Source organism: Actinomycetota bacterium (assembly GCA_041658565.1).
In the GTDB taxonomy this organism is placed as follows: Bacteria; Actinomycetota; AC-67; order AC-67; family AC-67; genus JBAZZY01.
Genome location: JBAZZY010000001.1, coordinates 103,560 through 116,640, shown reverse-complemented (window position 1 = coordinate 116,640; position 13,081 = coordinate 103,560). Strand labels below are relative to the sequence as shown.

At 63.5% G+C, this 13,081-nt stretch carries 13 protein-coding genes and 1 pseudogene; 1 reads left to right on the top strand and 13 read right to left on the bottom strand.

What is annotated here, in order from left to right:
- Positions 1–6: 6 nt before the first annotated feature.
- The 13 genes and pseudogenes from aroA to WDA27_00550 all read right to left on the bottom strand — a co-directional run bounded on the left by aroA (position 7) and on the right by WDA27_00550 (position 12,230).
- A complete protein-coding gene (gene aroA / locus WDA27_00610; protein MFA5889448.1) occupies positions 7–1,338 on the bottom strand; it encodes a 3-phosphoshikimate 1-carboxyvinyltransferase in 1,332 nt (443 codons plus the stop codon).
- A gap of 289 nt (positions 1,339–1,627) precedes the next feature.
- A complete protein-coding gene (locus WDA27_00605) occupies positions 1,628–2,722 on the bottom strand; it encodes a prephenate dehydrogenase/arogenate dehydrogenase family protein (GenBank protein MFA5889447.1) in 1,095 nt (364 codons plus the stop codon).
- Positions 2,719–3,078 (bottom strand): chorismate mutase, encoded by a 360-nt coding sequence (gene aroH, locus WDA27_00600; protein ID MFA5889446.1) that lies wholly within the window; start codon positions 3,076–3,078, stop codon positions 2,719–2,721. Before aroH ends, WDA27_00605 begins: the two co-directional genes overlap by 4 nt.
- A 60-nt stretch (positions 3,079–3,138) precedes the next feature.
- Positions 3,139–3,852, bottom strand: a complete 714-nt coding sequence (locus WDA27_00595) for a pseudouridine synthase (GenBank protein MFA5889445.1) — start codon at positions 3,850–3,852, stop codon at positions 3,139–3,141.
- An 871-nt stretch (positions 3,853–4,723) separates the two neighbouring features.
- Positions 4,724–5,266, bottom strand: coding sequence for an SMC-Scp complex subunit ScpB (gene scpB, locus WDA27_00590; protein MFA5889444.1), 543 nt, complete (start codon positions 5,264–5,266; stop codon positions 4,724–4,726).
- Positions 5,263–6,048 (bottom strand): segregation/condensation protein A, encoded by a 786-nt coding sequence (locus tag WDA27_00585; GenBank protein ID MFA5889443.1) that lies wholly within the window; start codon positions 6,046–6,048, stop codon positions 5,263–5,265. The genes scpB and WDA27_00585 overlap by 4 nt, the downstream gene beginning before the upstream one ends.
- A gap of 50 nt (positions 6,049–6,098) precedes the next feature.
- Entirely contained in the window at positions 6,099–6,722 is a 624-nt protein-coding gene (locus tag WDA27_00580; protein ID MFA5889442.1) for a site-2 protease family protein, read from the bottom strand.
- A gap of 41 nt (positions 6,723–6,763) precedes the next feature.
- A complete protein-coding gene (locus WDA27_00575) occupies positions 6,764–6,922 on the bottom strand; it encodes a hypothetical protein (protein MFA5889441.1) in 159 nt (52 codons plus the stop codon).
- Positions 6,923–7,181: 259 nt separating this feature from the next.
- Positions 7,182–7,925: pseudogene (locus tag WDA27_00570) on the bottom strand (AAA family ATPase).
- A 107-nt stretch (positions 7,926–8,032) separates the two neighbouring features.
- A complete protein-coding gene (locus tag WDA27_00565) occupies positions 8,033–8,383 on the bottom strand; it encodes a TraR/DksA C4-type zinc finger protein (GenBank protein ID MFA5889440.1) in 351 nt (116 codons plus the stop codon).
- 13 nt (positions 8,384–8,396) lie between these two features.
- Positions 8,397–9,371: a site-specific tyrosine recombinase XerD gene (gene xerD / locus WDA27_00560; GenBank protein MFA5889439.1), complete on the bottom strand. Its 975-nt coding sequence runs from the start codon at positions 9,369–9,371 to the stop codon at positions 8,397–8,399.
- A gap of 26 nt (positions 9,372–9,397) precedes the next feature.
- The gene (gene ald / locus WDA27_00555) at positions 9,398–10,516 is read right to left on the bottom strand and encodes an alanine dehydrogenase (protein MFA5889438.1); all 1,119 of its coding nucleotides are present in this window, start codon (positions 10,514–10,516) and stop codon (positions 9,398–9,400) included.
- A 70-nt stretch (positions 10,517–10,586) separates the two neighbouring features.
- On the bottom strand, positions 10,587–12,230 hold the full coding sequence (locus WDA27_00550) for a CTP synthase (protein ID MFA5889437.1): 1,644 nt from the start codon (positions 12,228–12,230) through the stop codon (positions 10,587–10,589).
- Between the two features lie 189 nt (positions 12,231–12,419).
- On the opposite strand from WDA27_00550, the gene WDA27_00545 reads away from it, so the two are divergent.
- A complete protein-coding gene (locus tag WDA27_00545; protein ID MFA5889436.1) occupies positions 12,420–13,079 on the top strand; it encodes a hypothetical protein in 660 nt (219 codons plus the stop codon).
- Positions 13,080–13,081 lie beyond the last annotated feature (2 nt).

Here is a 13,081-nt window from a genome sequence, read left to right as displayed (position 1 = left end):
GCTCTATCAACGCACCGCTACCCGGTCCAGCGCGTGCTCGAATCCGGGGTATGAAACCGCAACGCAACCCCAGTCATGGACGAGCGTAGTCCCCGCTGCCGCGAGGCCCAGAACGGCCATGGCCATGGCGATCCGATGGTCCCCTCGCGGATTGACCGCGGCCCCGCGCGGCACCGTTCCCCCCCGCACTGAGAACCCGTCGGAGGATGCCTCGCAGTCGACGCCCATCCTTCGGAGGTTCTCGACGACAGCCTCAATGCGATCGCTTTCCTTGACCCGCAACTCGGCAGCATCCCGGACGACGGTGACCCCGTCGTCTGCCATCGCCCCGAGAACGGCTACGAGAGGCAACTCGTCAATCGTTTCGACCACCAGCGGCCCTGCAACCTGCACCGCGCGGCGGCTCGAATGGGTCACAGTCACGTCACCCACCGGCTCCCCGCAAACGTCGCGGACGTTTGATACGTCCACTCCAGCGCCGAACGCCCTCAGCACCTCCAGGATGCCGGTCCGCGTCGGGTTGACCCCGACATCGCGAACACGGATAGACGAACCCGGCAAGATTGCGGCTGCCACCAGCAGAAATGCTGCAGAGGAAAGATCCCCGGGGACCTCCAGGCTGCCGTTAAAGACCCTTGTCGACTTAACTACTAAACCATTTAGCGACTCGACGACAGGAACTCCCAAGTAGCGCAACATGCGCTCGGTGTGGTCCCTGGAGCGCGCAGGTTCCCACACCGACGTCTGTCCCGATGCTCCAATGCCGGCCAACAAGAGGCAGGACTTCACCTGCGCACTTGGGACCGGAAGACGGTGTGCCATCCCACGCAGGCTCGTCCCACGGACTCGCAACGGCGCATAACGACCGCCGTCCTCTCCCTCGATATTGGCGCCCATCTCACGTAAAGGAGCGACCACTCGCAGCATCGGTCGCGTCAGGATCGACGCATCACCCAGGAGTACGGACGAGGTCCGCGACCCGGCGAGAATCCCAAGCAGCAGGCGAATCGTCGTGCCCGAATTGCCCACGTCAATCGGAAGATCTCCAGCGTCAAGGCCACTCAGACCAGGCGAATCTGCCAGGATTTGGTAAGGTTGAGACCCAGCACCCTGACACAGAGGGTCTAGTTGAGGTGTAGGGTTGTTGAATGCGACACCGAGTTGCCGGACGGCGGCAAGAGAAGACGCGACATCGCCAGCCGGCGAAATCCCTCGGATCGCCATTCGCCCCTCACCCATGGCCGCCACTAACAGTGCACGGTGCGAGATTGACTTGTCCCCGGGGACAACGACGTCTCCGTCGACACGCTTGCACGGAGTCACTGCAAAGCCGTTCATGTCCACGGGCAGCCTTCTGTGTGCAGGCAAACCAGGACGTCAGCGATTCCGCCGTGATGTGAATCTACTCGGCGATCAATCTCTTCAGGTACTTGGCGGCGAAGAGATTGATCCTGAAGTGCTTTTAAAGATGAAGCTATAGACATCTTTGTCGACATATCGTCATGTCCCGTACTTTCGCTGGTCGCACGCCCTGGTAGTTCACCGGTTTGAAGATATAGTCATTTGTCGACGAACCGCTTTGACCACGAAGTGACTTGTCCCGACGTCGACAAGTCACTTCGTGCCTTCATAACTCCGTATCCGTTGGTTCGTATCCAAGACGCTGCAGGATCTCGCGCACTCGACGGGTGTTGTCGGCCCCGAGAATGGACAACCGGAGGAATCCCTGTCCGCCCTCTTCTGCGTGGGTGATGTCGAGGCCTTCAATGTTCACGCCAAGATTCCCTACTGATGTCGTCACTTCCGCGAGAACACCTGGTCGGTCCGGAACGGGAACACGAATCTCGTAGGCCTCCCCTTCTGTCGCCTTCCCGGGCAAGCTCTTGCGAGCCTCGCGCGCGGCGGCCAGGACATCCCCGAGCCCCTCTAGATCCTCGTCTTGCACCAGGTCGCGCAGCGCAAGCAGGCGATTTGCCGCCTCCCCCAACGCGATAACGATGGCGTCTTTGTTGTCCCTACAGATATCCAGCCAGATGTCTGGATTGCTGGCTGCCACTCGAGTGACGTCTCGAAAACCTCCGGCGGCGAGCGCAAGAAGCCCCGCGTGGTCCTTGCCTCGGTCGGCTGCCATGTTCATCACGGTCGTCGCGACCAGTTGCGGTAGGTGACTCACGGTTGCCATTAGATCGTCATGCTGTTCAGGCTTCAAAGCCATGATCCGAGCGCCCAGAGCGGTCAGGACTCCGTGCAGGAACTGATACGTGGCCGGCTGAGAGCCCTCTGTGGGCGTCAGAATCCACCAAGCCCCCTCGAACAGGTCTCCCCGCGCTCCGGCGATCCCCTCTTGCTCGCTTCCGGCCATGGGATGCCCGCCCACAAAGAACACGCCCGCCGGCAGAAGACTCTCGACCTCAACTACTACTCGAGTCTTGGTGCTGCCAACATCTGTCAGGATTGCGCCAGGTTTTAGCCCCGGGACTGCGTCCGCTACCGCCGTGGCGATTGAACGCACCGGCGTGGCGACGAAAACCACGTCAGCCGCGGCGACCGCAGCCGCGGCGCTCAGCTCAAAGCGATCAGCGGCACCTCGATCGACGGCCGCGCGCGCCGCTCCAAGTTCACGATCGAACACGACGATCTCGGACGGTCCGCCGGGATGCCCCTTCAGAGCGAGCCCGATAGACCCTCCTATCAGACCGCACCCAAGGATCGCCGCCTTCATTGCGGAAGGTCCGTTCGCAGCGGCCGGGCGCCCTCGAGGTACACGTGTCGAAGCTGATCTGGGGAACGCTCGGTATACAGGTGCATTAACACCCGAATGCACAGTGGAAGAGCGTCGGTCACGCTTAGCTCCTTGGCGCACAGCAGTGGCACCTGCGAGATGCCGATCGCACGTGCGGCTGCGGCCGGAAACTCGGACTTGATGTCGTCCGTAGCAGTGAACAACACGCTCACGATGTCTTCACTCTCGATCTCGTTGCGCTCGACCATCGCCCTGATCAGGGTCGATGTGCGATCCATCACCTGCTCGCGGCTGTCCGAATCTAGGGTGATGGCCCCACGGAGTCCTCTTATCATCTTGGTCATAAGGCCAAGATGATAGCGGTGCCCGGCGGTGAGCCCCGCAGGAACGCTTGCTTAGAGTCCCACCGACTCAAGAAGGCGGCCAACTTCCGCAGGGGTCAAGGAGCGGGTCTTCCCTGAAGGAAGATCATCCAGTCGAAGCGTGCCGAAGGCAACTCGTGCGAGGTAGACAACCGGGCACTCCACGACATCAAACATCCGGCGAACTTCGCGCTTGCGCCCTTCGGTCATGACGATCTCTACCTGACAACGGCCGCCGGTGGTTCGCATCAGGCGAACTGACTTCGCGGCCGCCGGACCGTCCTCCAGCAGGACCCCCTCGGTCAACCTCGCAAGCACGTCCGGCGAAGGGTTCCCCTTGACCTCTGCTACATAGGTCCTGGGCACCTCGTAACGAGGATGCGCCAGGCGATGGGCCAACTCGCCGTTGTCGGTCAGCAGGAGCAGCCCCATCGTGTCGGCATCGAGCCGGCCCACGGGGAACAACCGGCGGCGACTCTTCACCAAATCAAGCACGGTCGGACGACCCTGAGGATCGTCCGCCGTGGTCAGAACCCCCGACGGCTTGTTCATGATCAGGTACTCGTGATCGGCCGACACGTTCACTCGCTCGCCGTCAACCTCGATTCGCGCCGTCGACGGATCCACGCGCATCCCTTGGACGCGCACAACATCGCCGTCGACCCTGACCCTACCGGCGTCGATCAACTCCTCGGCGGTCCGCCGCGATCCGACTCCACCGGCCGCCAAGACCTTCTGCAACCGCACGCCGGTCGCCGATTCGTTCCGAGGCGACGGCGGCCGGCGATCGCGCGCCGGAGTCGGCCGGCCGCCGCCGGCTCGATCTTTGGACGGGGCCGCACCTCTGGCACCGCCGCGCGCCGGGGTTCGAGGTGCCCCCGTGGAGCCACCGGTTCGGCCACTCGGTCGGGATCCACCCTCGGACTCCCAGGGCGCCGGTCGCTGCCGCGTGGTGCGCCCGGTCGGACGCCCGGTCGCACCCCCGGTAGTCCGACCGGAAGTTGATGTCGGTCTGGAACCTGCCGGTCTGCGCGGCGCTGCGCCGAACTCGGTCCGCTCTGCGCGCGCAGGTCTCGCGTCTGGTCGGCTGCTCCGATCGCGCGCCGGAGCCGGCCGGCCGCCGCCCGCTCGATCTTTGGACGGGGCCGCACCTCTGGCACCACCGCGCGCCGGGGTTCGAGGTGCCCCCGTGGAGCCACCGGTTCGGCCACTCGGTCGGGATCCACCCTCGGACTCCCAGGGCGCCGGTCGCTGCCGCGTGGTGCGCCCGGTCGGACGCCCGGTCGCACCCCCGGGGGTCCTGCCCGAAGCTGATGTCGGTCTGGAACCTGCCGGTCTGGAACCTGTCGGTCTGCGCGGCGCTGCGCCGAACTCGGTCCGCTCTGCGCGCGCAGGTCTCGCGTCTGGTCGGCTGCTCCGATCGCGCGCCGGAGCCGGCCGGCCGCCGCCGGCTCGATCTTTGGACGGGGCAGCACCTCTGGCACCGCCGCGCGCCGGGGTTCGAGGTGCCCCCGTGGAGCCACCGGTTCGGCCGGCGGTCGATGACGGCTTGCGCACTTGTTTTCGAGCCCCGCCGGTTGGGGGTTTCGATGTGCGACCCGAAGTGCTTCCGGAAGATCTACGGTTCGAGTTCATTGGCGACTGCTCCAGACGGCAACATAGAGGCAATCGCAGGCAGTTCGTCAATCGACCTGAGCCCCATTCGTTCCAAGAAAAGCGGCGTGGTTCCGTACAGCACTGCTTGCCCCGGTCCCGGGTCCCGCCCAGATTCCCGCACAAGCCCGCGGGACTCCAGGGTAGTGACGACACCGTCGGAATTCACACCTCGAATTGCCGAGATCTGCTGACGACTGACCGGCTGTTTGTAAGCGATGATCGCGAGCGTCTCGAGTGCGGCCTGCGTCAGCCGCGGCTGCTGCACGGCCAACACGAAGCGCTCAACATACGAGGCGACCTCTGGATGCGTGTACATCCGCCATCCGCCGGCAACCTCACGGACCACAACACCGCGTCCGGCGCTCTCGCACTCCGAACGCATGCTTTCGAGTGCGGCGTGAACGGCGTCTCGCGCCGTCTCCGTCACCTGCGCGAGCTGCACCAACGGCACGGGCTCATCCGCCACAAACAAGATGGCCTCCAACTGCCGGAGAAGATCGCTCAACGCGCGTCTCCTCCGACGCTCTCGTACTCGTCGATAGCAAGATCTACGACTACACCGACATCCCCACGACGGCTCAACGAAATCTCGCCGAATGACTCCTTCTGGCGGACCTCGACCTCGTTGCTCTTCACGAGTTCGAGGACTGCGAGGAATCGAACAACAACGTCGATTCGCGACTTGCACCCCGCCACGATCTCGTCGAACGAAATCGACCGACGCTTAGCAAGTTCACGTAGAACGTGGGAAACAGCCTCGGCCACCGTTGCTCGAATTGGCGAGATATGGCTCAGGTCCAGCGTCGGAACAGGCTTCGGCAACAGCGCGCGCGCGGCTAGCGTCGCGAGATCCACGGGCGAGACCCGAGCCAGCAGGTCCGGACAGAGCCTGTCGAACTCCCGGCCGGGGCCGGCAGATCTGCCGATGTATCCGACGTTGTCGGCAATGGCCTGCAGGAACAGGACTCCCGCATCCTTGAACGCCCGGTACTCCAGCAACTTCGCGATCAGCATGTCCCGCGAACTCAGCGCCAGCGCGTCTTCGTCGTCCGAGGGTGGGCCCGGCAGCAGGCGGGAGGCCTTGATCTCAATCAGGGTGGCGGCAACCACCAAGAACTCCGTAGCGATCTCGAGGTCGAAATCCTGCATGCCCCGCAGGTGATCGAGGTACTCCTCGGTTATCTGCGCCAGGGAAACCTCGTAGACGTCGAGTTCCCGTTTCGAAATAAGGTGCAACAGCAGGTCGAAGGGACCTTCGAACACCTCAAGCTTCACCTGGTACGCCATGTCTCATGCAGTGTACCCGCGCGACTCGCCCGCGCTCGCGAGGTGCGCGATCAGCAAGATAACCCGCCGAGGGACCGGATGACCTGGTCGGCAATCCCGTTCACGACGCCGCGAAGGAACATGTAGAGGCCAAGAAGAAACAGCACCTCGTATTGGATCAACTCCTCCATCCGGATCGCCGCATGCGAAGGAAGGAACCGCGCAAGAATGCGACCCCCGTCCCGTCCTGGAATCGGCAGGACCTCAATCACAGTGAGAAACACCAACGCCAGCGCGCCCCATGCCAGGACCCTGCCACCGGGACCACACCCGACGATCCTGACCAGCGATATCGCCAGGAAAGCCAGCAGCAGCGTCGCACCTGGGCCGGCGAGCGCCACGATGACAACGTCCCGACTGGGGTGACGTAGAGCGCGGGGGTTGAGCGCGTGCCGCTTCCCCCACCCGAACATGGGCGACAGCGGCGACCCGAACGCCGCCGCAATCGCGAAAATGCCCGGCAGAATGATCGTCCCCAGAGGATCCGCGTGGGCTCGCAGATCGAGGGTTCTTCGGCGCATGAGACGGGGGGTTCGATCCCCGAGAGCTGTCGCGGCCAGCGAGTGGGCATAGTCATGGAGGGAAAGCCCCGCCACGAAGCCAATCAGCACCCCGAGTCCGGCGACGGGATCCATAGCGCGTTCCTTAAATCTCTAGTGGAGTCTGAGGGTAACGCCTACCGGCGGCGGAGAAGGCGGTCGGCGAGAATCGACGCGGGCCCGTTGGCTTCGAGATCGGCAAGCGTGTACGACAACGCCTCCCGAACCAGGCGGCCGCGATCCGCGGACGCACCGATCTCCTTCAGCGCGAGGCGAGCGCGCTCGAGCGCCAGCAATTCCTCTCGAGTGCAGTAGAAGGTGACCTTCTCCTCATGGCGTTGGCGCGTACTCCCCTGCCTCGGGGCCTGTATCTTCGTAGATTTGTCTACATGGCGCTGTGTCGACTGGAACGTCGAACGCGCTGGTTGTTGGAGCGTCGGTCCCGAATCCACCGCTCGCGACATCTCTCGCACTGGTTCCGGTCGGGCTATGCCCGTCGCCCGGAACAGCTCCTCCGCCCCAGGTAGGCTCGCTCTCTTCGTCGTCGACAACTCCCAGCACCTCCTTGGCCAAGCTTTGGTACGCCTGGGCTCCCTTTGTGTTCGGTGCGTACGCAAGAATCGACTCCCCCGCCACCGGCGCCTCAGCGAAACGCACGGTTCGCGGTATGGTCGTCTCGAACAAGCGGGCCGCGAAAGCCTCTCGCACGCGAGACAGAACCTCTTTCCCGTGCAGAGTGCGTCCGTCGTACATCGTTGCAACGACACCCTCAATGTCTAGTTCAGGGTTAAGTCGATCCCTAACCTTCTCGATAGTGTCCACGAGCAACGCCATTCCCCTAAGAGCGAAGAACTCGCACTCCAGCGGGATGATCACGCCGTCCGATGCGGTCAGCGCGTTTACGGTCAGCAGGCCGAGCGACGGCGGACAGTCGATTAGGACGAAGTCGTAGTCGTCTCGAATCGGCCCAAGCACTCGCTTAAGGGCTTGCTCGCGCGCAACTTCGCTGACCAGCACGACTTCTGCCGCCGACAAGTCGATGTTGCCGGGCAGCAATTCGACGCCGACCATGTTGGTCTTTACGACCACGTCCTCAAACCGGCACTGCCGGTCCAGCAAAAGGTTGTAGATCGTTTGGTCAAGTTCGATCGAGTTCACCCCGACGCCCACCGACAACGCCCCTTGCGGATCGAAGTCCGCAAGTAGAACCCGCTGGCCGCGCTCCGCGAGCGCTGCCCCCAGGTTGATGGTGGTGGTCGTCTTCCCGACCCCGCCCTTCTGATTGGCAAGCGAGATGATTCTTGCCACCGCTCCCCCTCCGAAAAGTCGACAAGGCTACGTAGACATGAGTCGCCTTGTGGCCCGGAGGATGCTATCCCAGCTGGAAGCGGGTGAACAAGTGGGACCTACGTGGATTTCTGCTTACAGGACACGCACAGCGTGCTGTAAGGAAGGGCTTCTAGGCGTTCGGCTCCAATGGTCTGGCCGCACCTGATGCAGGTCCCGTAACCCCCCTCGTCCATCCTGTGCAACGCGTGACCCACCTCGGCGAGTTGCTCGCGGAGGCGCTCAACAAGGGCGAGCACCTTCCCTCGCTCGGCGGTGGACTGCGCGGAGTCGGCAAACCCGAAGTCGTAGTCAACCCCGTCGAGGGATTCCTCGTCGGGGTTGGCGCCGAGTTCCGTCAGCTGCTTCCGCAACTCCTCGCGAAGCTCGTCGAGCGCGGTCCGAAAACGGTCGAGTTCGGCGATCTCCATCGGGCTCTCCTCCCTAGGCGTGACGCGTCACAGGCGGACGCTTGGCACGCGGGTGATAGGAATCGTAGACCTCGCGCAGTCTCTCTTGGCTGACGAGGGTATACACCTGAGTCGTCGATACGCTTGCGTGTCCCAACAACTCCTGGACGATGCGAATGTCGGCTCCACCATCCAGCAAATGCGTGGCGAAGGAATGGCGAAGCGTGTGAGGCGAGACGCGGCGAGTCAACCCCGCCATCTCCGCGTATCGCTTCAGAAGCTTCCAGCATCCCTGCCTGGTCAGGCGTCGCCCACGCTGGTTCAGGAACAGGGCAGGTTCTCCGCGACCCTTCGCGAGTGCCGGCCGGGCCTGCGTCAGATACGCCGCGAGCGCATCGACGGCGACTCGACCCATGGGGACGACCCGCTCCTTCGAGCCTTTCCCGACGCACCGGACCGTGGCGTCCTCAAGATCCACGTCGTCAACGTCCAGGAAGGTCAACTCGGAGATCCTCAGGCCGGCCGCGTAGAGCGTTTCCAACATCGCACGGTCACGCAGGGCGGCGGGACCCTCTGCGGCCACGGCGCGCAATAGACGCTCGACCTCGTCCGACGACAAAGCCTTGGGCAGTGCCCGGGAGATCCGCATCGATCCGACGGGCTCCGAGGCGTCCGACCCCACGATGCCCTCTCGCAAGAGATACCTGTGGAATCCCCGAACGGCAGCGATCACTCGGGCCACTGTGGCTTCCGAATACCGACGCCCTTCGGCGTATTCCCGCCCTCGCATCCTCTCGACGAATCCGGAAATGTCCTGGTCGCGGATGCAGGCAACGTCGTCGATCCCCTGGTCCGCGAGGTCCGCCAGATACAGACGCAGATCTCGCCCATACGCGTTCAGGGTGTTCGGGGCCACGCCTCGCTCGACCCGAAGGTGATCTAGGAACCGGTGGGCCAAGTCGGCCGTCGAACGGCTCGACTCAACGTGGGAACGCTCAGAGGTACTCATGGGGATACTCGCTCGGAAGGAGGTCGTTAAGGAACCAGGAGGGATTCGAGAGGCAGGCACGAAAGGCCGTGAGCCTCGGCGACCGCCTGATTGGTCACGCTGCCTTCGTACACGTTCACCCCTTGCGCCAGAGTCGCATCGTCGTGAATCGCCCCGACGATGCCCTTTCGAGCAAGCGCGACGACGTACGGCATCGTCGCGTTCGTCAGCGCGTAGGTCGACGTGTGAGGAACAGCACCCGGCATGTTCCCAACGCAGTAGTGTACCACCCCGGAGGTTACATAAGTGGGGTCTGCGTGGGTTGTGACCCGACTCGTCCCGAAGCACCCACCCTGATCAATCGAGATGTCCACGATCACCGATCCGGGGCGCATTTGCGACACGATCTCCGCGCTCACGAGCTTGGGGGCGCGCGCGCCGGGCACAAGGACGGCACCAATCACGACGTCGGCCTGCAGCACCTGATCCTCGATCGTCAATCCCGCACTGGCGAGGGTGAGAATCCGACCCTTGTGAATATGATCGACGTACCGAAGTCGCTCGACGTTCCGATCCAGCAGGACGACTTCGGCCTCCATGCCTTGGGCGATCCAGGCCGCATTCGTTCCCGCAACGCCTGCCCCGAGGACGACCACTCGCGCCGGACGCACACCGGAGACCCCTCCCATCAGCACGCCGGAGCCGCCATGTGGCCGTTCCAAGTGTGTTGCAGCGACATGCGGAGCCATCCTCCCCGCAACCTCGCTCATAGGCGTTAGAAGCGGAAGGGAACCGTTCTCCGCCTGCACGGTTTCGTACGCAATGGCCACGCACCCTGACTCGGCAAGGGCCTTGGTCACGTCACGGTGAGCCGCAAGGTGCAGGTACGTAAACAGCGTGACCCCGGGCTGCAAGTACTTGAACTCGGCCGGCAGGGGTTCCTTCACTTTGCACACCAGGTCGGCCCCGGACCACGTCTCTTCAGCCGTCTCGACCAATGTTGCGCCGGCACGCTCAAACGCGGCGTCTGGAATTGAGGAGCCGTCCCCCGCGGATCGCTGAATCAGAACACGGTTCCCCTCAGCAGTTAGCTCGCGAACCCCCACGGGCGTCATCGCCACGCGGTACTCGGACTCCATGACCTCGCGGGGAACACCGATGATCATCTGGGCCTCCTGTGGAGCATCCTACCGGCGCCCGCCGGCGAAACTGCAGCGGCAGGACCCGGTCAGAACCCTAGTGCGACGCGGATTCAGCCGACGGCAGCGGCAGGACCCCGGCGACAGATTCCGCCCGAGCGAGGGCCGCACCGACGAAGTCGCGAAACAGCGGGTGGGGACGGGTCGGCCTGCTCTTGAACTCAGGGTGGAACTGTGACGCAACGAAGAACGCATGATCGCGGATTTCCACAACTTCGACGAGCTTCCCGTCGACAGTGGTGCCGCTAACGGTCAAACCCGCGGCCTCTAGTTGCCTGCGGTACCTGTTGTTCACCTCGTACCGGTGGCGGTGCCGTTCGAGAATGATCTCCTCGCCGTACGCCCGGCGCGCGCGGGACCCCTCCAGTAAGCGGCACACCCAGAGCCCAAGACGCATCGTGCCGCCTTTGTGAGATAGGTCGTGCTGCTCGTGCATCAGGTCGATCACGGGATGAGGCGTTGTTGCATCGAACTCGGATGAGTTCGCTCCCTCCAGCCCTCCGACGTTGCGCGCGAACTCAATCACGGCGCACTGCAACCCAAGGCATAGACCCAGGAACGGAACCTGCCTCTCCCGCGCGAAGCGAATCGCGTTCAGCTTCCCTTCGATCCCCCGAACGCCGAACCCCCCGGGGACCACGATCCCGTCGACCCCGTCCAAGCAGTCAGCGTCCGGAGTCTCCACGTCGTCCGACGCAACCCAAACGATCTCCAGCTTCCCTCCATGGTGAAACGCCGCGTGCTTCACGGCCTCCACCACCGACAGATAGCTATCGGCAAGCGTCACATACTTCCCCACGATCGCGATGCGGACCGGCCGAGACGCCGTCTCGATCTTGCGGAGAAGTTCCCTCCAATCCGCGAGATCCGGCTCCTCGGCCTGCACTCCGAGGCGGCGCAGGACGAACTGATCCAGCTTCTCCTCGAGCAACACCAGCGGTATCTCGTAAATACTCGCCGCATCCTGCGCTGCGACGACTCCCTCGACCTCGACATCGCAGAACTGCGCGATCTTCTTCTTGAGGCCGGGGGTCAGAGGTCGGTCGGAGCGACACACGATGGCGTCCGGCTGAATACCAATCGACCGCAACTCCGCGACCGAATGCTGCGTCGGCTTGGTCTTAAGCTCGCCGGTCGGCCCAATGTAGGGAACCAAGGACACGTGGAGATAGAAGACGTTCTCGCGGCCGATGTCGTGACGGAACTGACGGATTGCCTCCAGGTACGGCAGGCTCTCGATATCGCCGACGGTTCCACCAACCTCGGTGATCACGATGTCGACCTCTTCCGTCGCAAGCCGTCGGATCCTGCTCTTGATCTCCTCCGTGATGTGCGGGATCACCTGGACCGTCGCCCCGAGGAACTCCCCTCTGCGCTCCCGCTCAATCACGGTGCGGTAGACCAGTCCGGTCGTCACGCTGGAGTCCCGCGAGAGGTTCTCGTCGATGAATCGCTCGTAGTGCCCGAGATCCAGATCGGTCTCGGCCCCATCGTCGGTGACGAACACCTCCCCGTGCTGGAACGGGTTCATCGTTCCGGGGTCGACGTTGATGTAGGGATCGAGCTTCTGCATCACGATCCGGAGCCCGCGGGCCTTGAGAAGCCGGCCGAGCGAGGCCGCAGTTAGGCCTTTGCCCAAACTGGAGGAAACGCCGCCTGTTACAAAGATGTGTTTCGCCACAAAAAAACTCCCGCAGGTCGCCTTCTGCCTACGGGACCTCAATCTAACAGACAACGGGGGGTCGGGCTACAGCGGCGGAGGTGGTCTCCCCCACGCTTGCCCAGCGCCGGACGGTCCGTCGCGCCGGGAGGAATTCCTCTTATCCGTGACGAATTAGGCACTGAACACACAGACATCGGGGGTTTTCAAATGCGCACGACAGTCAAGCTTGCGGTTGCCGCCCTGTGCACCGCCATCCTTGCCGTACCGACCGCCCACGCCGCGGGAACGCTGGCGCCCGTCCAGGTCTTCGAGGACGACACGCTCGACTCGGTGCTGCTCGCTGAGGCCACTCCGGAGGCACAGGACCTGATCGCCGGCTACATCGGCGAAACCGACGATGCGCTGACCTTCACATGGCAAGTCGTCGACATTCCGGACGGCACCGGCGGCGTCCCGGAAATCATCCACTACTACTGGGAATTCACGCTCGACGTGCCCGACGACGACAAGGACCCCCAGGCGTTCTCGCTGAGGGCGCGCGCGTACACCCCAGAAGTTGGGCGGGGAGGCGGGAACCTCCAAGGGAACTGCACCACGACGGGGGAAACGCTCGTGCAGTGCGAAGACATCCCCGGCGCCGAAGTGACCGTCTCAGTAGATGACATCGAGAACACAATCACGGCGTCCGTTCGCCGTCAGGACCTCAAGGCGGGAGACGTGACCGTAGCAGTCGACGGAGCAGTCCTAGATGAGGTTGACCTGTTCCAGGGGATCGCCACATACGTAGGTGCCGGACTAATCTCAGGCAACGCAGCCGACTTGGCGGACATGGACTCTCCGTACGTCCTTGGATCGCCGAGAACCTAGCT

Coding starts and splice junctions, on each gene's coding strand:
- WDA27_00580 (MFA5889442.1), bottom strand. CDS start 6,722: ATGGATCCCGTCGCCGGACTCGGGGTGCTGATTGGCTTCGTGGCGGGG.
- WDA27_00605 (MFA5889447.1), bottom strand. CDS start 2,722: ATGAAGGCGGCGATCCTTGGGTGCGGTCTGATAGGAGGGTCTATCGGG.
- ald (MFA5889438.1), bottom strand. CDS start 10,516: ATGATCATCGGTGTTCCCCGCGAGGTCATGGAGTCCGAGTACCGCGTG.
- xerD (MFA5889439.1), bottom strand. CDS start 9,371: ATGAGTACCTCTGAGCGTTCCCACGTTGAGTCGAGCCGTTCGACGGCC.
- aroA (MFA5889448.1), bottom strand. CDS start 1,338: ATGAACGGCTTTGCAGTGACTCCGTGCAAGCGTGTCGACGGAGACGTC.
- WDA27_00585 (MFA5889443.1), bottom strand. CDS start 6,048: ATGGCGTACCAGGTGAAGCTTGAGGTGTTCGAAGGTCCCTTCGACCTG.
- aroH (MFA5889446.1), bottom strand. CDS start 3,078: ATGATAAGAGGACTCCGTGGGGCCATCACCCTAGATTCGGACAGCCGC.
- WDA27_00545 (MFA5889436.1), top strand. CDS start 12,420: ATGCGCACGACAGTCAAGCTTGCGGTTGCCGCCCTGTGCACCGCCATC.
- WDA27_00565 (MFA5889440.1), bottom strand. CDS start 8,383: ATGGAGATCGCCGAACTCGACCGTTTTCGGACCGCGCTCGACGAGCTT.